This window comes from Ercella succinigenes (genome assembly GCF_900002895.1).
This window is the reverse complement of sequence record NZ_CDHP01000018.1, coordinates 56,847-78,353: the sequence shown is the minus strand read 5'-3', so window position 1 is coordinate 78,353 and position 21,507 is coordinate 56,847. Positions and strand designations below refer to the sequence as shown.

The 21,507-nt window shown below is 36.9% G+C and carries 14 protein-coding genes; 7 read left to right on the top strand and 7 right to left on the bottom strand.

From position 1 onward, the window contains the following. The first annotated feature begins 3 nt into the window (after positions 1 to 3). Positions 4 to 993 carry an acyl-CoA dehydratase activase gene (locus AC0KSB_RS04985; RefSeq protein ID WP_472307115.1) on the top strand — a complete coding sequence of 330 codons (990 nt, stop codon included), beginning with the start codon at positions 4 to 6 and terminating at the stop codon, positions 991 to 993. A gap of 114 nt (positions 994 to 1,107) precedes the next feature. Here AC0KSB_RS04985 and AC0KSB_RS04980 read toward each other — a convergent pair whose 3' ends face one another. From AC0KSB_RS04980 to AC0KSB_RS04960, 5 genes are all read right to left on the bottom strand, one after another. Then, positions 1,108 to 1,569: a redoxin domain-containing protein gene (locus tag AC0KSB_RS04980; RefSeq protein WP_472307114.1), complete on the bottom strand. Its 462-nt coding sequence runs from the start codon at positions 1,567 to 1,569 to the stop codon at positions 1,108 to 1,110. A gap of 88 nt (positions 1,570 to 1,657) precedes the next feature. Further along, positions 1,658 to 4,339: a chemotaxis protein CheW gene (locus AC0KSB_RS04975; protein WP_472307113.1), complete on the bottom strand. Its 2,682-nt coding sequence runs from the start codon at positions 4,337 to 4,339 to the stop codon at positions 1,658 to 1,660. A gap of 249 nt (positions 4,340 to 4,588) precedes the next feature. Beyond that, positions 4,589 to 6,925, bottom strand: coding sequence for a glycosyl hydrolase family 95 catalytic domain-containing protein (locus AC0KSB_RS04970; protein ID WP_472307112.1), 2,337 nt, complete (start codon positions 6,923 to 6,925; stop codon positions 4,589 to 4,591). A gap of 131 nt (positions 6,926 to 7,056) precedes the next feature. Continuing rightward, positions 7,057 to 8,109, bottom strand: a complete 1,053-nt coding sequence (locus AC0KSB_RS04965) for a Gfo/Idh/MocA family protein (protein WP_472307111.1) — start codon at positions 8,107 to 8,109, stop codon at positions 7,057 to 7,059. A gap of 152 nt (positions 8,110 to 8,261) precedes the next feature. After that, positions 8,262 to 9,137, bottom strand: coding sequence for an AraC family transcriptional regulator (locus tag AC0KSB_RS04960; protein ID WP_472307110.1), 876 nt, complete (start codon positions 9,135 to 9,137; stop codon positions 8,262 to 8,264). 392 nt (positions 9,138 to 9,529) lie between these two features. Here AC0KSB_RS04960 and AC0KSB_RS04955 point away from each other — a divergent pair, with 392 nt between their 5' ends. From AC0KSB_RS04955 to AC0KSB_RS04935, 5 genes are all read left to right on the top strand, one after another. Then, positions 9,530 to 10,648, top strand: a complete 1,119-nt coding sequence (locus AC0KSB_RS04955; protein WP_472307109.1) for a uroporphyrinogen decarboxylase/cobalamine-independent methonine synthase family protein — start codon at positions 9,530 to 9,532, stop codon at positions 10,646 to 10,648. A gap of 109 nt (positions 10,649 to 10,757) precedes the next feature. Next, positions 10,758 to 12,137 carry an ABC transporter substrate-binding protein gene (locus AC0KSB_RS04950; protein WP_472307108.1) on the top strand — a complete coding sequence of 460 codons (1,380 nt, stop codon included), beginning with the start codon at positions 10,758 to 10,760 and terminating at the stop codon, positions 12,135 to 12,137. 129 nt (positions 12,138 to 12,266) lie between these two features. Beyond that, positions 12,267 to 13,145: a carbohydrate ABC transporter permease gene (locus AC0KSB_RS04945; protein ID WP_472307107.1), complete on the top strand. Its 879-nt coding sequence runs from the start codon at positions 12,267 to 12,269 to the stop codon at positions 13,143 to 13,145. Continuing rightward, complete coding sequence (locus AC0KSB_RS04940) at positions 13,142 to 13,963, top strand: carbohydrate ABC transporter permease (RefSeq protein WP_472307106.1); 822 nt, start codon at positions 13,142 to 13,144, stop codon at positions 13,961 to 13,963. Before AC0KSB_RS04945 ends, AC0KSB_RS04940 begins: the two co-directional genes overlap by 4 nt. Before the next feature lie 114 nt (positions 13,964 to 14,077). Then, positions 14,078 to 16,453 (top strand): glycoside hydrolase family 31 protein, encoded by a 2,376-nt coding sequence (locus tag AC0KSB_RS04935; RefSeq protein ID WP_472307105.1) that lies wholly within the window; start codon positions 14,078 to 14,080, stop codon positions 16,451 to 16,453. 49 nt (positions 16,454 to 16,502) lie between these two features. Here the strand turns inward: AC0KSB_RS04935 and AC0KSB_RS04930 are convergent, their stop codons facing one another. Next, the gene (locus AC0KSB_RS04930) at positions 16,503 to 17,270 is read right to left on the bottom strand and encodes a response regulator transcription factor (RefSeq protein WP_472307104.1); all 768 of its coding nucleotides are present in this window, start codon (positions 17,268 to 17,270) and stop codon (positions 16,503 to 16,505) included. After that, the gene (locus AC0KSB_RS04925; RefSeq protein ID WP_472307103.1) at positions 17,267 to 19,144 is read right to left on the bottom strand and encodes a sensor histidine kinase; all 1,878 of its coding nucleotides are present in this window, start codon (positions 19,142 to 19,144) and stop codon (positions 17,267 to 17,269) included. Before AC0KSB_RS04925 ends, AC0KSB_RS04930 begins: the two co-directional genes overlap by 4 nt. A 350-nt stretch (positions 19,145 to 19,494) precedes the next feature. Between AC0KSB_RS04925 and AC0KSB_RS04920 the strand changes: the two genes are divergently transcribed. Next, a complete protein-coding gene (locus tag AC0KSB_RS04920) occupies positions 19,495 to 21,345 on the top strand; it encodes an NEAT domain-containing protein (RefSeq protein ID WP_472307102.1) in 1,851 nt (616 codons plus the stop codon). Positions 21,346 to 21,507: the final 162 nt, after the last annotated feature.

Genomic DNA, 21,507 nt, shown 5'->3' with positions numbered 1-21,507 from the left:
AGGATGCATACAGAAAGAGGAAAAGAAAAAATCCAGGCATATCTTGGACTTGATATAGGATCTATTTCAACCAAGGGTGTAATAATTGATCATAATAAAAATATACTTGCCAGTGAATATATATGGACACAGGGTGACCCTGTAGATGCTGTTAAACGTCTACTGCCATTATTGCGCAGCCAGATGGAATATAAAGGATGTTTAGATAAAACGGAAATTTGTGGTGTAGGAACAACAGGCAGTGCTCGCAGACTGATAGGCGCAATGACAAATGCTGTGGTTGTAAAAAATGAAATAACCGCCCATGCAATTGGTACTGCCAGCTGCTATCCGGAAGTGCGCACAATTTTTGAAATCGGTGGACAGGACTCGAAAATAATCCTGATAGAAAATGGTATCGTAGTTGATTATGCCATGAATACACTTTGTGCAGCAGGCACAGGCTCTTTTTTATCTAGCCAGGCTCAAAGACTTGGTGTAGCCGTTGAGGAATTTGGACAAATAGCTCTTAAATCTAAAAAACCTACATCAATTGCTGCACGTTGTACGGTTTTTGCTGAATCTGATTTGGTACACAAAGCACAAATAGGGCATAAAAAAGAGGATATAATAGCCGGATTATGTAAAGCTGTGGTAACAAATTATCTTAATAATGTCGGTAAGGGCAAACGTATCATATCTCCGATTGTATTTCAAGGAGGTGTTAGTAAAAACAAAGGAGTAATAAAAGCTTTTGAACAAGCAACAGGAATGCCCATTATAGTTGATGAAAACAGTCATTTGACGGGTGCTCTGGGAGTGGCAATTATTGCTTCCAAAACTAATAATAAAAAAACTTTCAGTTTTGACACCGCAGATATGGAATTTCAGACAAAAGGCCTGGAATGTCATGGCTGTGCCAACAACTGTGAACTTGTATGCATATATTGTGAGGACAATCTGATTGATGCATGGGGGAATAAATGCGAAAAAGGAGCACTTAAAACTCTCTGATCTAAGTGCTCCTAAAAATATAAATCTGCATTATTAGAGGCGTTTTACTATGTTAAGTCTGTAAGTACAATATTTCCATCAGAACTTATTGACTACAGCCATTGATTAGTTCAATTAATCTGCTTCGATAGCTGCAAATACTTCTTCAATATCCGGAAGCTGTGAAATAGGATATACTTTAACCCATTTTACCTTGCCTTCCTTATCAATTAGAATATTCACTCTTTCAGAAATACCATCCTCTTCTATAAAAATGCCATAATCAGAGGCGGTTTTGCCATGTGGCCAAAAATCACTGAGTAATTTTGTTTCCCTAATAGAAAGTACGGCAGACCATGCAGCCTTGCTGGGGACAGGGTCTACACTCATTCCCAAAGCTACCGTATCCAGTTCTGCAAATCTGTCTCTGTTAGCTTCCAGCGCTCTCATTTGATCCGTACAAACTGAAGTCCAAGCTAGAGGATGCCAGGACAAAAGTACATTTTTGCCGCGAAAATCGGATAGCTTAACATCCTGATCATTATTATCTTTTAAAACGAAATCCGGGGCAACATCTCCTGCTCTAATTGCTTTCATAATCCATAACCTGCCTTTCTGTCTTGCTTTAGATATTATTATATCATCAGCGGCATTTGTTAATGTAACAGAGGGAACTTAAACATAATTAATTTTGCAGACTGGCAAGTGCTGTCTGCCAGTCCCGGCTGAGCTCGTTTTCAGCAAGTTTATTCATCATTGTCAAATGATCGAGCATTAGAATTGTTTTAGCACTGCTCTGATCATCTTCAGAGCTCTTTATACTTATAATACCACTAATGGATGAAGCCATAGGAACAGGTTTAACCATGCTGTCAGCAATTTCAAGAACCTTATGCAGTCCATCAACAATCAGTGCAACTGCACTATCTTGTTCATGCCTTATAACTAGCAGATTCAGTGAGTCTGCATGGGAATCGGTTTTGTTAAACAAAGCACGGGTATTGATTACCGCAATATAATTTTCTTTGTATTTTACCGCCCCTGCCAACTGACCGTTTATATCAGGGATTGTAACAATTGCACTAGCGTCGATTACCTCTAGAACGACATCATGATCGAAAGCAAATAATTGTGAATCAACACTGAACGTTGCAATTTTACGTGTTTTGCTTTTGGGTGGAAGTACAATTTCTCTTTGCTCAACTTCTTGAACGGCAGACTGATCGATTTCAGCAGCCGAGCTGCAATCAGACAAGCGTTCAAAAACAAAAGAAAAAACATCATTGCTATAATTATCTGTACTTTTATATTCACGATAGCCGGAAGAACAGGCGCAACCGACAGCATAATAACAACCATCAAAATTTATGATATCAGCCTTTGCTTTTCCGTTTGTAAGCTTAAAAAAATCATTTGTTACTTCAAGCTGTGACCCTCTGCTTAAATCTGCTGTGGTTGAAGATATTATGAAACCTTTGTTATCTGTGTAGACGGCAAAACTATTTTCATTATTATCCAGAGCGTCTGTAAGCATCGTTTGAAACTGATCTGTGCTGTCAAAAACTATAGCAATGCCACCAATTGTTGATTCGCTGTTTTCAGGATCTGTAATAGATGCTCCATATATATATGTGAAATCACCATTATAGTGGCTGCTTTTCTCAAATCTACTAACAAAATACCGTTCTGCCTTTGTATTTGATAGTATTTGCTGAACAAGCGAGCTTTGGTAAAATTCCTGGCTGCTTTCTGATGAAATAGTTTCTTCACTTTCAGTTTTCAGTCCGGCTTTTTTATCTAGATAAGAGGAAGCCACGATTTCTCCCTGTTTGTTAAAGATGAACAGTTTACTGTAGACAGTATATAAGCTATGAATATAGCTTAAAACCATTTCTATCTTATGCTTGTCGCTGTGTGTCAGAGAATCTTTGCGCAGCAAGTTGCGGAAAGTTGAGTTTAGCGCCCACCAACGGCAGTCATTAGCTCTTTCATAAAGATTGCGGTCCATAATATCTATGCTTAAAGAGGCAAGATAATCTGCGTCCTCAAGCGTTTTTGAAACTACTGTGGCAAAAAGATTCGAAACAGAACTTTGAAATAATTTACTTGTTTTTGAACCAATTTGTCCGATTGAATTCAGAATAGGTCTTAATTTTCTATATTCTTCGTCTGCGTTGACCGAATTATCCATATCGTCTTTTTCTGCATTAATCAGATTGTTGGCAGAGTTCTCAGAAACTTCGGAAGACCTTGCCATTATCTGACCGTTATAGACAATTCTATTCAATAAATTATTAATTTTTCCTGTTTTTTCTATTATTTTTTTTAGTTCAACCGAGAAAGAATCCGCCATTTCCATCAGACCTGTAACAGCATCATCTTCGACACCGTCTAACCTTTTTTTCTCAGGGAAAGCCAGCTGCAGAGGAATAATTACTTGTCCCTGCCAGCCAAGACCATAATATGATTCATAACCCTTTGTTGGTACGGTACAACTCAAATATGCTTGTCCACGATAATAAATTAAATTTTGTGTATAAGGCTTGACGATTTCCATAGTTATTCCTGTAGGCACATGATTATTGTCGCTGCTTGCAATAACACATCCTTTTTCATCAACAATCATTATTGCTGAACCATCGTAGTCTTTAGCCAGTTTGTTAAAAATTAATTCCATCTCATCATAAAAACGAAAACATAGACATATCATACCAACGGTTTCATTCGTATCTGGTTGTAAAATTTTTCTGGAAAAAATATGAGCTTTCTCCCTACATGGTAAAAGAGAACTTGATTGGAAACTTTCTTCAAAATCCTTGCTTGAATTAATAGTTCTATCCACTATTTCGTCATCTATTTGTCTGCCCAGAATATCATTTGACTGATCAAGGTTGGCAAGTACAAGTCCTTCTTTGTCCAGTATAATAATTTCTTCATATACGGAATATTTGGCTACGTATTCTGCCAGCCTGTTTTGGATAATTTGTTTCTGCTGCTTGTTTCTGTTCTGATCAAGTAAGAAATTGCAGATTTCAATATCTGTAGCAAGAAATCCTACGTCAGCAGTTCTTTCATAAAGATTTCTTATTAATATATCCACTGTGACCTGAGCTTTTGAAATCATCTTTCTTTCAGTTTTTTTGAGATTTTCAACAATTAAAGTATCAATTAAATCCTGTTTCAAGCTTACAAATCTATTTTGGATTCTCGACATATTAGGCAGCAGATTTTGCGATTCATGAGGACAATTTATTTCACTTAAAAGCTTTAAGTTTTCCCACTGGTCGTTTAACCCAGAAATACTTTCATCGTACATTTTTACCCTTGGCATATAGCTAAGTAAATCTCGTTTGTGGAATTTTTGCATAATTTTTGTCCCCCTTGACTTTGAAAATCTAACTTTTTTATAGCAAAAAATAAAAAAGGCGTTCGAAACAAAATTTCGAAGACGCCTTTGTCCATAAAATTTATTTACAACTGATGACAAGTTGATGATTTATTTTATTTCAGCTGTATAATAAAATATTTGCAGCTTGTTAAGAATATACCATCATTATTGGTCTTTATCCAGTGACAAATAATGATAAATAAGCATGTTTGTGCATGGTTTTATTATTCAACTTGCAAAAGAGCTGAGATTGATTTTTACTGTTTTATCAGCCTTAAGATCTGCTGAAAAAGTTTTTCCTTGATAACGCAAAATTCTTTTTTGATCAATTTCACTATTTATCCAGACTTCGTCCAGCTTGCTATCACTCCAGAGCATTGTAATATTTATTCTGCCTTCTGCATAAAAACCGCAAGCCTCTCCCTGCTTCCAACTTTCAGGCAAAGCGGGCAGCAAATCTATAATTCCTTTATCTGATTGCAAAAGCATTTGAGCAATGCAGGTTGTTAGACCTGTATTACCGTCAAGTTCATAAACATCATCAAAAGAAGGCGCGCCACGTGTTGGTGGATGTATGACCAACAGCGAGGAAAGAGTTAATTTTTTTAGCATTTTTTTTATGTGTGAATAAGCCTCGTTGCCATCAAAGAGTCTGGCACTATAGAGCATAAGCATAGATCTCGCCCAGCCTGTATCTTCCCAGGTTTCAGCAGGACTTGTCCTGGATTCAATAGTTTTTGCTGCTGCCTTAGCCAGTTCAGGTGTATGTTCCTGAGAAATTTGATTATAAGGGAATAATCCCAAAAGATGACTGGTGTGTCTGTGCTGTCTGTCCTCTGCTGGAAAATCATGCAGCCACTCTTTTATCGTACCATCTTTAGCAATACTAAAGGTTGGTAAAAATGGAAGCTGAGCATCGATTTTTTGTTTCAATTCAAGATAATCTTTTTTCCCTTTTCCTCCAAGTTCGGCAAAAGCATATAGAAATGTGTTAAACACATCTCGTATAACCGTTATTTCATAAGTTGGACTAATAGAGGCCTGATACTTTTTACCATTTGCAATAAAAGTGTTCTCAGGAGATATTGATGGTCCGGAATGAAGTGTTAGATCCTGGCCTGCGGAGAAAATATATTCGCTGAAAAATAAAGCAGCCTCGTAGATTATTGGCATTATTCTGTCGGAAAGCTCTTTGATATTTCTAGTGTATTGATAGTGCTGCCATAAATTTTGAATCAACCATGCTCCACCTGTAGGGCAGGGGCTTAGATTAGGACTCCAATAAGGAGCAGAAAAGCCCCAGGCATTTGAAACCAGCTCTGCTGCCCAGCCGGAAAGACCATAGCATTTTTTGGCAGTAATTCGTCCCGAAGGGACAAGTACATTTTCCATCCAGTTTAGCAAAGGATAAATCGATTCTGAAAGTCCTGTCAAATTAGCAGGCCAGTAGTTCATTTGTGTATTAATATCAAGATGCATATCACAAGTCCAACCAATGCGACTGGCAACATTATCATTCCATATTCCCTGAAGAGGAGCAGGTAAAGGGGAATCGTATCTGGAACTTGAAATTAATAGATAACGTCCAAATTGAAATAATAGTGAAATAAGACCTTGAGTTTGATTTTCCGACAAAAGTATATCTGAAATTGAGAAGTCAAGAGGCATATCCCAATCTTTGACGGAACCAAGCCGAATACTTGATTTTTCCATAAGTGGTTTAAAATCCCCAATATGCTTGCTATATAAAATCTTCCAATCAGGAATACCGATTTTTTCTTGAATTTCTGAACATTTTTGTTCTGGATTTTCGCCAGCAAAATCAGTTTCTAAAGACAATACAATTATGCATTTATCGCTTCCCTTGAGAACAATGCCATCAGGTGTAATACTGATGCTGCCATTTTCGCTCCAAACTCTAAGACTAACTGTATAACCAACACCGCTTGTTCCGTCACTATGAATTTTTTCCAGAGCTTTGCCTTCTGCCCTTAATTCTCTATAAATATATTTTGAAGCAACTATTTTTTGATCATAAACACTATGTTCGAACTGACGAATGAAATTTTCTCCCTCAAAACGAAAACTAAGAACGCTATTTTTTAAGTCTTGATCTGAAATTAAACCGATAAACGCTTTATCCGCATGCGAATGGAAAAAACTACGCTTCGTCAAATCGCTTTTTATCTCACAAAGACCGGTAAGTAAATCCAGGCTTCTGCAGTATTGATTAGATATTCCGTTATGGGGAGATTTTTCAATAATAAGACTACCTATAGGAAGATTGGTACCGTAATTTAAACGTCTTCCCATATATTTATGTGTTAAATTTCTAAGATCATCATAATTTCCCCCGATAGCTGCTTCACGCATTTTCTGAAAATGATAACTGCCGTCATCAGGACAATTATTCTCCCAGTCGGCATTGCCGGAAAAACACGTCAAAGCCGAAAGATCAATTTTTTCGCTATCTTCTTTACCATAAATCATTGTTCCAAAAAAACCATTGCCCAGAGGACTGCCTTCTGCCCAGCGGGCAGCAGGTTTACTCATATAAATTTTCATAAAACACCGGTACCTTAGTATTGATAGTGGCACCTGCCTCCTCATTAAAAGTAATCACCACTAATATACACAAATAAAATAATTTTTGTAGCTTTTGTAAAAATTTTATATAAAAAATATCTTGAGATTTTTTATATAAGCTTTACAGGCATACCTGTTTTTAGAGTTTTTTCCATAGCTGCCATAAGTTCTAAAGTAATAATTGCTTCAGCAGCATCAGGTTTGGCGATAGTTCCATTGTCAAGGTGATTTGCAAAATGTTCAATATAATTCTGATATTCACCAGCGTGATGAGTTTCTTTTTCGAAACGAAAATAATAATCATGTAACTCGTCGAATGTTTGAATAGCTTCCTGGTTCTGAAAATTAGAATAATAGCGCAGACGCGGATATTCAGCCCTGGAGATTCCTTTGCTGCCTCTTAAAAGGCAAGATATTGCCGGTTCGGCATCATAGTTTAAAACTGGTGAGGCATATGAACCACGAATGACAGCAGTTCTTCCTATAGTGTCTTTAGCGATAAAAGTTAATGTATCTGGCGTTTGCAGACCTGCAGAGATTGTATTTTCACTGATAACTGAATATCCGAAAATTTCAGCAATATCAGGAATATACCAGCGCACCATATCTACAGCATGAATCATAAAGCCATACATCCAGCTAAATCCAGGTTTTTTGCTCCACTCCTTTTCCAAAAACCATCTTCCATCTGTAATATATTGTGTTTCAATGCTTAGTAGCTGACCATGTTTTCCTTTTTCATAATCAATTCTTTGTTGAATAAACGGTTCAAAAAATCTGCTGCTCTGGCCGACAAAAACTTGTTTTCCGGAATCATGCTGTGCTTTTAATATTTCGTCTGCTTCATCAAGAGAGTTTAGCAGTGGTTTTGTACAGATTACATGCTTACCTGCTTTGAGTGCTTGAATAATATGTTTGCCATGAAGCTGATCTGGAGTATAAATAGCAATCACATCGATTTCTTCATCGTTTAGTAACTCTGAATATGCTGTCGTATAACTCTTTAATCCAAATTCATGTACTCTTTGTTTGCATAAATTTTCATTTAGATCGCAAATGTTTGATAAATTCCAACGTTTGCTGCCTATAATTGCAGAAAGAACACTCCGTCCTTCGCCCAAACCAATAACACCTATATTATAAACTTTTTTTGCTTCTGACATTGCTATTATCCCCTAGTATCAACAAATAACTTTGAATGCAACAAACACAGCCTTATTTCAAAAATTTGCTAAAAGTGATAATTGATAAGACTGTATTTAGTATTTTACAGAGTTGAAACAGGAATACTTGCAAAATGTTCAGATTTACATGATTAATATTCGGGTTTTCTTTGTTTTCTGTATTGAGCCGGACTAACACCTAAATGCTGAGAAAAAACTCTGCTGAAATGAGCCGGGCTGTTAAAGCCTGTTCGCAATGCAATATCTGTTATTGTCTTGCCGCTTGACTGCAGGCTTATGCAAGCTTTTCTTATTCTCAAATTTTCCAGATAAGTTGTAAACCCGATATTCATTGTATGTTTAAAAACGGTTGAAAAATAAGTCCTGTTCATATGAGCTTTTCTGGCCGCGGTTTCAAGGCTTACATTTTCACAGTAATTGCTATTGATATAATCCAGAGCAGGACGTATTGCTTCATAATTTTTCCTAAAACCTAAGGCTTGCTCGTTTAGTTCATTTGCTTTTTTATAATGTCTGTAAAGCAGAGCAAGTATTTGTAATAAATATGCCTGAATCATAAGCCTGAAACCCTCTGCCTGATTTTGCCATTCATCGCTGAGTGCTTTTATCAATGTCAAAATATGGTTATATTCTGAATTTTCCGGCGTAATAAGGTTTGAAAAATTGATTTCTCTGTTGAAAAAAGGTTTAAGATAATTATAGTTTTCTTTATATCCTATGCCGCTGTCAAAAACCAGAGTGGGATCAAAAACAATTACAAGCATTTTTAATGATCCGGCTGATATACCCATATGTTGTTCTTTATCATTAATTATGTAAATTTCTCCAGGATGGATTTCGTATTTTTTGCCCTCTATCAGATTAACTCCGCAACCATCTTCTACATAATCTATTTCCAGGCAATCGTGATAATGTAACTGGGGTTCTGTTTCTTTAACTCCGGAAGTCCAAAATACATTTATAGGGAAATCTTTATTTAGCTCAATATGTTCTTTGCGTGCTCCCATATTAATCCTCCGCTAGAATGTCACATCTTCATAATGAATATTCATATAATATCACTTTTTTATGGAAACGTGTTTCAGGTGCAAAATGATTAAGCATATATAAATACAGTTCCATTTATTGATACAAAAAACAAAACAGCAAAAATTTGTTATATATGTCATAAAATTTTTGTTTTATATGTGCAAATGTCATAAGAAGCTTTTGTGAAGCAAGAGGGTGTTGTAAAAAAGGTACAAATTGAATACAAAAAAGTCCATAGACCGGACATAGCCTCTCGGATTATAAATAAAGTGCAAGGTAACCAAAGAAGCACAGAAAATAATATATTTTCTGAAATAATGTGTACAATAACCAAAATTAAAGTGCAAATAAATCTGGAGGCTTAGAGAAAATGAAATATAAACAAAATTGGCAGCAGACACAAGAAAAATTCAGAGGTTGGTGGCAGAGATCTAACTCTGGGAGACCGCTGATGATAGTAACTGCCAGAAAAGATGGTGTTGATACACAACTACCTTCTGAGTTTGCTATTCAATCTGTCAATGACAGATATCGCGATGCAGAAAGAATGGTTGCCAGATTCCGTTATTATTGTGAAACAAGAGAATTTCTTGGAGAAAGTTTTCCTAATATAAGTGCTGATTTTGGTCCAGGTTCTATGGCTGGTTATCTTGGATCAAATATTGTTTTTAATCATGACACTGTCTGGTTTGATCATTTTATTGAGGACTGGTCTGAAGTCCCTGAATTTAAGTTTGATTCCAAAAATTCATGGTGGATTGAGCACTATAATCTAATTAAAAAAGTAAGAGAATTGGCTGGGGATGATTTCTACGTAGGTATTCCTGACATAATTGAGAATATTGATATACTTGCTTCTATGCGTGGTGCCAATGATATGATATTTGATCTTATTGATGAACCAGAAGAGGTTGAAAAACGTATAAATGAGCTGGACAACACATATTTTGAATACTATGACAGATTCTATGATTTGGCAAAAGACAAGGATGGAGGCTCCTGTTATACAGTCTTTCAGATATGGGGTCCAGGCAGAACTGCAAAGATACAATGCGACTTTTCTGCAATGATATCACCACAGCAATTCAGAACTTTCGTTCAGCCATCCTTAAATAAACAAGCTGCTAATCTGGATCAGGTTTTATATCATCTGGATGGACCGGATGCGATTAAGCATCTGGATGCAGTTCTGGAAATTGATAAAATTGATGCACTGCAGTGGACAAGTGGTGATCATGGACCTGACGGTACGCTCGAAGACTGGTACGAAATATATGACAAAGCCAGAGCGGCCGGCAAATCTTTGTGGATAAAAGTATATAGCGGAGAGTTCAATGACTGGGTTGCCGGTATAGAGCGACTGGTTGCCAGATATGGCTCAGAAGCAATGTTTTTACATTTGCCGGAAATGAGTAAAGTTCAGGCAGAAGAAATACTAGCATATGCCGATAAAAACTGGTCTGATATTAAAGGTTCATTCAGACCCTGAATATAATTTCTAATTATTTTATAAAGATGCGTAGACCGGCAGGCTCGGTTTATACATAAAACAATTTTTCTAAAAAGAGAAAAGAACCCAAAAAAGAGGAGGAAAAAACATGAATAAGAAATTGGTCAGTCTGGTACTTTGCATAGTGATGTTGTTTTCATTACTTTCTGCATGCTCAGGCAGTAATGACACTACTACCACTACAACAGCCGCTTCAGCAGATGGAACCACAGAAGACGGTGGCAACGAAACCACAACTGATTTTGCCGGCAAAGAACTAAGTATTCTCGTTTCTCAGGGCTGGATGGATAATTATTATGATGGGATTATCGCCAGATTTGAAGAAGAATATTCCGTAACTGTAGATCTGCAGACTATTCCTGCAAATCAATACGATGATCTGCTTCAGTCAAAATTAACCAGTGGCACATCAACAGATATTTTCTGGATTCAATCAAATCCTTTTGCTATAGAAAGCGTCCTGGTTGATCCTGCTGCTTACTGTATGGATTTCACAGGGGCAGAATGGGCAAATGTTATTCCAGAAGAGAGACTTCCTTCATGTATGGTAGGAGATACACTCTATGGATTGATGCTTTGGACAAATTCTCCTGAATTTGTTATGACCTATAACAAAACTCTTTTCGAGGAACTTGGAATTAATGATACACCTAAAACATATGCTGAGCTTCTTGCTGCAAGTGATATCATTGCCGCTGAAGGAATTACACCATGGTTTATACCTGGTGCAGACGGCTGGCAGCATCAGTTATCCTTCTTCCAGATTGGTGGAGTTTATGAAGAAGCAAAACCAGGTCTTTTTGAAGGTCTGAATAATAACACAGAAACTTTTGCTGATAATGCAAAAATGCTAGAGGTTCTTACCCAGTTCAAAGAATTTAGCGATAAAGGCTATTTCGGTCCTGACTGGATTGGTACAGACAGCACAAATATGGCTAATATGTTCGGTGATCGTGAAATTGCAATGGCAATGGCAAGTCCTGGATATATAAATCAGATAATTGATGAAACTGGAACTAAAGATGAGTTTGGACTCTTTTTAATACCTCTTGGTGATAATCAAAATTATCCTACAAATCCTGCCGGTCCTATTATGCTGGGATACAAAGATACACCTCATCCTGAACTTGTAAAAGCTTTCTTTGATTTTGTTGTCAGAGAAGAGAATTTGCAGGACTTGCTGGATGCTCATGTTGACTGGACAAACCTTGCTGTTAATGAAGATTATGTAAATATTGAACAGCACTGGCTGCCTGTAGAAGAAGAACTGATTGCAAATGTTGACGATGCAAAACGCATGACCCCTGTTCTTCAGACAGGTACAAAATATACAAATGATTACTGGATGGATTTTGGTTCTGATATGGTTGCCTATTGTGTGGGACAAATCGAAGCCAATGACGTACTGTCCAATATGGATGATTATCGTGCTAATTCTGCTGAATTACAAGGTGATCCCGCTTGGTAAGTATTATTTGTTAGATCTGATTTTCAGATAATGCAGACAAGGGTGCCGGGAGCCCAAAACAAAGTGCTTCCGGCATCACTTATGTCAATCCTTCCCTCTAAGACGGGAAAAGAAAGTGGTGATTTAAGCGTGAACAAAAAGAAAACGTATCCGCAGTGGTTTCTTTTCCTGCCACTAGCCATATACACAGTATTTTTTCTGGCACCTGGACTATTAGGTATTTTTTATTCCTTCACCGATTGGAATGCCCGCAGTATGGGTGATCTTAATTTTGTCGGTTTGAAAAATTTTGTTGAAATTTTTACTTCAAACAGAAATTACAGCCAAGGTATTTTTAATACTCTTAGGTTTACCATAGTTTCAAATGTAGTTAAGCTGATTCCTGCTTTGATGCTGGCGATTATGCTGCAGAAGAATTTAAGAGGCAAAAATTTCTACAGAACAGTTTTATATCTGCCTTCGATTCTTCCTTTCCTGATTATAGGTCTTACTTTTACATCCATTCTTAATTTCAATAACGGGCTATTAAATAATACTCTTGATTTTATTGGTCTGGGTTTTCTAAAGCAGCGATGGCTTTCTGATCTGAATATGGTGTGGAAATCTATTTACGGAGTAGATGCCTGGAGAGGTATTGGTTATGTTATGACTATATTCCTTGCCGGTCTGAATGCTATTCCCAACTCTTATTATGAAGCTGCAGAAATCGATGGCGCTAATTTTTTCCAAAAACTGCGTTATATAACTTTGCCTATGCTATCTGGTTCCATAATGATCAATCTTGTTTTTGGTATCACTTATGGACTTAAGGTTTTTGATATAGTCTATATTCTTACAAATGGCGGACCTGGTAATTATACCGAGGTCATTACGACATATGCATATTCACTTTATGCTACAGGGCAGTATGGCATGTCAACGGCCCTTAATACTATTCTATTTTTAATCACAATGATAGTTGGTATAGCAATTGTAAAATTCATGAGCAAACAGGAGGTACAGCAATGAAACAGTCACTCCTGATAAGATCAGTTAAGCAGCTGATAAGTATTTTTCTTAGTCTTGTGGTATTGCTGCCATTTTACATGGTAATAATTAATTCATTTAAATCTAAAGGCGAGTCAGCACGTATGAGTCTGGCATTTCCCACAGAATGGCATTTTGAAAATTATTTGATTGTTATTGAGCAAGGTAAGCTTGTACAAGGCTTTTCAAATAGTATGCTTTATTCTGTTCTCTCAACAACAATCGCCTTGCTGGGTTGTGCAATGGCAGCATTCGTGTTAAGTCGTAAACGCACAAAAATCAATAATTTTCTCTACTATTTCATTATTTGCGGACTTTTCTTTCCGGTTAATTATGTAACCTTGGTCAAAGTGCTGCAGGTTTTTAATGTTTATAATACGAGAGCAGGACTGATTATCGCCTTCACCAGTAGTATGATTCCTTTTTGTATGTTTGTTATCAAGAATTTTATTAGTTCGGTTCCTGTGGAGCTGGACGAGGCTGCTGTTATAGATGGTGCCGGCCCCATGAAATTATTCTTCTCCATAATTTTACCTTTACTTAAACCTATTATGGTTACTGCTTTTATTCTGCAGTTCATGGGTGTATGGAATGACTTTATGACACCGCTTTATCTTTCTGGCAGTAGCAGTATGTGGCCGATGAATCTGGCGGTATATAATTTCTTTGGCAAAATGTCCAGCTACTGGAATTATGTTTTTGCTGATATTGTCTTAACCGTTCTGCCGGTAATAATAGTTTATCTGATAGGTCAAAAACATATTATTGGTGGTCTGACTTCAGGTGCTGTTAAGGAATAAAATATATAATTTTAATAATACAAATTAAAGCAATATAAACTATTTATTAAGGGTATTAAATGCTTGTAATAAAATATAATTATTAATTGACAGAATCTACTTGGAGGTAAAATTATGCAGATGGCTGATTCAGAAAACTTAATAACTAAGCAATCGGTAAAAATATCTAAAAACGGCAAAAATCTCTGGATTATGCCTCTTTCGGAGGAACGGATTCGTTTTGTTTTCTCTCTTAGTGATAATATTTCTAAACAAAAAAGTAATATTATCGAAAGCCAGCCAGCTTTTGCCGGCTGGTCTGCAGATGAGCAGTCAGATAAAATCACTGTGAAAACAGAAAAATTAAGTGTAAAGGCAGATAAACAGAGTCTGCAGGTGGAAATTTATGATTTAAACGGGAAACTGATTTATAAAGAAAATCCTGTTTTGTGTAAAGAAATAGAACCTGTAGATGTTATAAAAACTCGTTCAAAAGATGACGATAGTCTTAAAATGGAAATAACAGCGGATGGCCTACGTGTAAGAGCACAAAATCTTGAATCCTATGTTGACAGGAGGGCGGCTCAGATCAGATTGCACTTTGATTTTCAGCCTGATGAAGCTCTTTACGGTTTAGGATCGCATGAAGAAGGGGTTGGTAATTTACGGGGATCTCATCAGTATATTTATCAGCAGAATATGAAAGCCTGTGTTCCTGTTATTGTTTCAACTAAAGGCTATGGTCTGTTATTTGACAGTAGTTGTTTTATGACTTTCCGTGATGATAACTACGGATCATATATGTGGTTTGAATGCCTGGATCAGTTGGATTATGTTTTTTATGCCGGAGAAAATCTGCAGCAGCTCAACAGTCATTATTATACTCTTACAGGAAAACCGCCGCTTCTGCCACGCTGGTCTTTCGGGTATGTGCAGTCAAAAGAAAGATATGTTGATGCCCAAGAACTTATAGAAGTTGTTAAAGAGCACAGACAAAGAAAGATTCCCTTAGATTGTATTGTGCTTGACTGGCGTTCATGGGAAGGCGATTTATGGGGAGAGAAAAATTTTGACTTTACCCGTTTTCCGCAACCTTCGGAGATGGTTAACAAGCTTCATGATATGAAGACAAAAATGATGATTTCAATTTGGCCTAATATGGCTCCGGGGGGATCAAATTCCGCTCAGATGCTGGAAAAAGGTTATATGCTGGGAAATCAGTCAACTTACAATGCTTTTAGCAAAGAAGCGAGAGATTTATATTGGCAGCAGGCGTCTAAAGGGCTCTTTTCTAGTGGTCTGGATGCCTGGTGGTGCGATTGCACCGAACCTTTCGAAGGAGATTGGAAAGGCAGCATCAAACCTGAACCTGAAGCAAGAATAGCAATAAACTGTGATGAAGCCAGGAAATATCTTGATCCTTCAGAAATAAATGCATATTCGCTTTTACACTCAAAAGGCATATATGAAGGACAAAGAAGCGAAAATGATCATAAAAGAGTAATTAATCTTACCAGATCTTCATATGCGGGACAGCACAGGTATGCGACTATTACATGGTCAGGGGATACTGCTGCCAGCTGGGAAATGTTCAAATCACAGATTACGGCAGCAACAAATTTCTGTGTTACTGGTGAACCATACTGGACATATGATATCGGAGCTTTTTTTGTTTATAACAAAGAACAGTGGTTCTGGTCAGGACAATATAACGATGGCTGCGATGATCCCGCTTATAGAGAATTTTATCTAAGGATGTTTCAGTTTGCTGTCTTTTTGCCAATGTTCAGATCTCATGGCACAGATACCCCCAGAGAAGCATGGCGTTTTGGACAGCCTGGTGAAGATATTTATGAAGCCATTTTGAAATCTATGCGTCTAAGGTACAGCCTCCTGCCTTATATATATTCTCTGGCAGGGAAAATAACCCATGATTCCGGATATATGATAGCTCCTCCAGGTATGGTGTTCCCACAGGATGTGAAAACACACAGTATAAAGGATGCGATTATGTTTGGCGAATCTTTGCTGATATATCCGGTGACAGAGTCAATGTTTTATAACCGTGACGGCAAAAAAACAGCAGCAATAAATATTGCTGATTTGAAGAAAGAATTGTATCTTCCGGAAGGAAGCGACTGGTATGATTTTTGGACAGGAGAAAAGTATACCGGTGGCCAAACTATTGAAGCAATGATTTCTCTGGAAAATATTCCTGTATTTGTAAAGGCTGGTTCAATTATACCGCTTACCTGTAGTCAACAGGTTGAAAATGCTGAATGCAGCAGCGATATAACGACAAATAATTTAGAAATAAGAGTTTATGCCGGTGCAGATAGTCGCTTTGATTTATATGAAGATGAGGGAGACGGCTATGGTTATGAGCAAGGGAGATATGCTGTTACAACTTTCGAATGGTCAGACCGGTCTCAAAAACTCAAGTACAGTACCAAAGGAGACTTTCCAGGTTTTAACAATGATAAAAAAATAAATATTACAGTAATGATGTGACTGCCAGTAAAATCAGAAATTAAGGATCTGCAAATTCGATTGCAGATCCTTAATTTTCTGTATGACCCTCGCGATATTCGATCGGACTGACCCCAGTATATTTTTTGAAAATACGGCTGAAATATCCTTGATCCTTATAGCCGATTGTTTCACCGATTTGGCGCACAGATAGTTCCTGATTATGGGCAAGTAGGGTTTTTGCTTGTGCTATTCGTAAACCGAGCATATATTTAGATGGTGTTGTGTCATACTGCTGACAATATACTTTGGTTAACCAGGCAGCACTGTAATTTAGCTTTTGAGCAATAATATTCAAATTTATATCTTCACGGAAATTATTTTGAATATATGTTTTTAAAGTAAAAGCAATTTGTTCAGGGTTATTGCGTAGCCATGACTCGTCAAATGCATCATTATACTCCTCGTGCTCCTGATCAAGCTGTGTTTTTACCTTTAATAAAGCCTGATAAAGCTCATTTGGATCTACAGGCTTAAGCAAGTATTCACTTACCTGAATTCTTAATGCCCTTCTGGCATATTCAAAATCAGAATAGCCGCTGACAATAATGGATTTTATATATGGGAAATAGTCATTGACTTGTTCCAGTAAAGTAACTCCATCCATCATTGGCATACGTATGTCAGAAACTATCAGTCCAGGAGAAAGCTCGTGAACCAGTTCTAATGCCTGCTTGCCGGTTTGGGCTTTGCCCACAATTTCAAAACCTAAACCTGAGGATTCTATTTTGCTGACTATATCATTAAGCAAAAGTTCTTCATCTTCTGCAACTACAACAGTATAAGATCTGCCTGTCATTTTGAGTACCTGCCAATTCTTATTCTGGCACCGCCGCTATCTTTATTGTCGCAGACAAAAATACATTCATTATCTGTATGTAGTTTCCAGCGCGCATAGACATTGGCAAGTCCCATACCATCTATATCAATATCCGGTAATCCTTCAGTATTAATAATATCATTTTTAAGATCAATAAACTGTTTTAATGCTTCTTTTGAAAAACCAGGACCATTATCTGTAACTTCTATATACCAGCCGGAAAAACATTCAGGGCTGTTTGGATCCGTAACAGCCTGTGAAATGTCATTTTCAAAAAAATAACTTTTTATACTAACAGTCCAGGGAGGATAGCAGTCTGTTCCATATTTGAGAGCATTTTCAACCAAGGGCTGAATAATCAGTTTTGGTATGGGGTTATCATAAAGCATGGGATCAACTGATATTTCATATTTTAAACTGCTCTGATAGCGTATTTTCATGCAATAAAGATATTTTTCCAGATACTCAAGTTCCTCTTTTATGGTAACAATCGGAGAACTGCCTTTTGTAATATAGCGCATAATACTGTTAAGATTACGACTAAGTGTAACGACTTCGTCACATTGCTTATTTTCTGCCAGTATAATAATACTTGAAAGAGAATTATAGTAAAAATGAGGATTGATCTGTGATTGTAAAGCTACTGTTCTGGCCTTCACTTCCTGATGTTTGGCAAACAATGCCTGATCCATGGAAACTTTGAGTTTATCACTTAGATCGTGAAAGCTCTGATTTAGTTCCTCTACTTCTTCATACCCCCCATCAAGCGGTAACTTTGCCTGTTCTCCCAGATTATCGAGCTCGGTTTTACGCATGATATTTCTCAATTGCTTTATAGGTCTAGCTAAGCGAAAAGACATAGAGTAAGAAAGAGCAATTGTAATGACAAACAGTATCAAAACCATACCGCTGATAAGCATGATTAGTTGTCTGGCAGGTGCCAGGATGGTTTTTTCCGGTAGCACGGTTACATATGTCCAATTTGAATAAGAGGAATTTTTATAGGCTATCAACTCTTTTTGTTCTGTATGAGGATTATTGAAGATAGTATGGTTTGTGTTCTGTTCTATAGCGCTCAGATATATTTCTGGCTGATTAAGTTTTTCCTTATCATCAGTTTTGAAGGGATATACAAGCTCTTCCGATTCGTTGAAAACGTAGATGGCAGGTGAATCAGGATTACTGTTTTTTAATGAAATCAATGGCTTAAATACAGTATTGCATCGTTGCATTGTTTCGATTATCCCTACCTGACGGCCGAAACGATTATAATAAGTACGATAAAGAGAAATATAATAAATATCGGCTTTATTTGTTCTTGATAAAATGTTAGTGCTGTATGGTGCGGAAACGTATTTATGCCCTTGTAAAGCCAGGGTAGGATAGTACCATTCTTCTGCGCGCAGATCTACTTGCCCACTTACATTGGTATAACCAAATCCAATTACTTGTCCTGAGAAATTGAATATGTTGATTTGATCTGCCTGAGTATCTGTACCGTTAATGGCAACAAAAAGATCTGCCAGTCTATTGGTCTGATCCATATCATGTTCTGTTTCAGAAAAGTATTCCTCCAGGTTTGACATAATAAGATTACTATAACCTATGTTGATAGAAAGGTTATCTATCGTTCGAATAGCTTGATCAGTCTGAACCTGCATGTGATCTGTAAGACCAATGATATTTTCAGTTTCTCTCTCAATGAGGATGGCAGATGTATATTGATAGAAAAAAACAGAGAAAATTATAACAATGGCAGTAATAAGAAGCAGATACGATCTAAAAAAGTGAGCTTGCAGTGATTTTTGCTTTAAGCGCACCTGCGGCAGTTTAGAATTAAGGTTTTTTGACATTTATTTCCTCCGGAAAAGATGTACCAGCTAAATCTGAAAAAGCAAGAGTTTTCTAGCTATTGTATTATAACATTTTGTGAGTGATGTTGTATCATTAGAAACATTTGAAGACAATAAATATTTAGATTTTGATTTAGAAGTTGCCATGTGACAACATAAGATAATACAGGCCTGTTACTCCCACTTTGTTTCAAATGACTAACTTTTGTTGCGCCGGCGCAACTGGTTTTGATATTGACATGTATTTAGACCAGAGCTAGAATCGCAGCAGTGAAAGAAGTAATTTTTTTGTCTTTTAGTTAGACACGGCTAACTAAAAGACAAGGATGTAAAAGAAGAAAGGGTAAAAAATGTTTAGGGGAAAAAGCAGAAAATTATTAAAAAATATCGGAGTTATTATAGTATTTGCAATTATTATGGCAGGATTGCCTTTGGCTACCATGGCAGAAAGTGAAAACTCAGAGAGCCTGGCAGATGGTAAATATGTTTTACCGATAAGATTATGGCATATAACAAGTGACCAAGCCTCCATGGCAAACCAAGCTTTGGAGCAAACTTCTACACTAATAATAGAAGAAGGTAAAGGTACTTTGCATGTGATTTTCAAACCTCTTTCTATGATGGGTGCAGCTGGCTATCTTTCAGAACTGAATCTACTTGATAATATAGTTTTTAATGCCAGTAATTCTCCTATAGAATATGATAAAGTACCGGCAACTGTTCTTTCAACATATGATGTAGTCGATGAATATAATGATCCAGATAGTACAGATCCTAATTGTGCTGGCAAACCTTATCCGGAAGAAATGACAATTCCGGTTGTACCGGGCCAGGAATATACCTATGTTCACGTATACATTCCGCTCATGGGAGGAATGGGATTTGGTAATCAGTTAGCAAGGATAAAACTTTTATATGACGATATTGAAGAAATTACAGATGCGACAGAATTATTAGACCTTCTGGAAACCGCACTTTATATTAACCAGGGTAATTACACTGCTGAAAGCTGGAACGCTTTACAAACAGCAATCAATAATGCTCAAATTGTGGCAGATGATGAAAATGCCACACAGATCCAAATAAATGAACAAGTATCTGTACTTGGTGCTGCCATCAATAATCTGGAAAAAATAATAGAGCAAATTGATGTCCTGGCGGATGGAACCTATTCCATTACCGGAGAAATGGTTAAACTCAATCGTCATGAGATTTCTATGGCAAATGATGCGATTTCTCATAACATAAGGTTAGAAGTTGCGGATAAAGATATAACAGTATTTCTCGACCTAAAAGCAATTTCAGTGATGAATAGTTTTGGATATTTGGGTCAGCTTTATTATTTTGGTACAGGTTTTACCTATGATCAAAATGGATCTCCTCGGGGAAATTTATTGCCTGTTACCGTCCATTCAACACAAAAAGATAGTGATGGTAGGGAAATTATTGATAACTATAATGATAAGGACAATCTATATCCGGATTTAATTAGTTTTCCACTTGTAGCAAGTGGAGAGTTTATTCCTTTACAGGTTGTTATTCCTCTCATGGAATCAATTGCACCAGGATTAGGTACGCACGATGTCCTCCTAAGATTAGATTGGGATACTTTGCAAAGTACTGATAACGACGATTTTGAGATAGAAAAGCCTGTAGAACAGTCCCCTGCAATTAATCATGAGGAACCCACAACAGGTGTGAAAATAAGTGCTGATAAAGGTGTATTCCCTGAAGGCACAACCTCATTAATAGAAGCTATAACCAACGGCAGTAACTATGAAAAAGCAAAAACAGCTCTTTCAGATGTTTCAGGCAAATTTATTCTGTTTGATATAACCTTTAAGGATGCAGATGGTAATATAATTCAGCCGAATGGATTAGTAAAGGTGAGCCTGCCTATACCGCAAGATTATGATCAGGAAAATATAGCAGTTTACCGCATTAATGATGATGGAACAAGAACACTTATGAGTGGAACTGTAGAAGATGGTTATTATGTATTCTATTCAAATCATTTCAGTTTGTATGCTCTTGTTGAAAAGACCGGTGATTTGTCAGACGATAGTTTGATAAGTGATGAACTGATAAAAACAGGTGAAAATTTATCTGGTGGTGTGATTCTGGGATTTGTTCTTTTGATGATCAGTGTTGCAGCGATGATTTTCATGAAAAAGAAAAAACAGCTTTTTCTGCCTGAATAAAGCAAATCACAAATCCTGCACTTGGAGAAATATTTTCAGGTGATATGTAAAGAGTAAAAATTATTCAATAGAGCACCCGGTAAAGATTCAGCAATTGATCTTTGCCGGGTGTTTTTCAGGTTAAGCCAATCAGTAAGAAGAAAAAATTAAACAAAATATGCG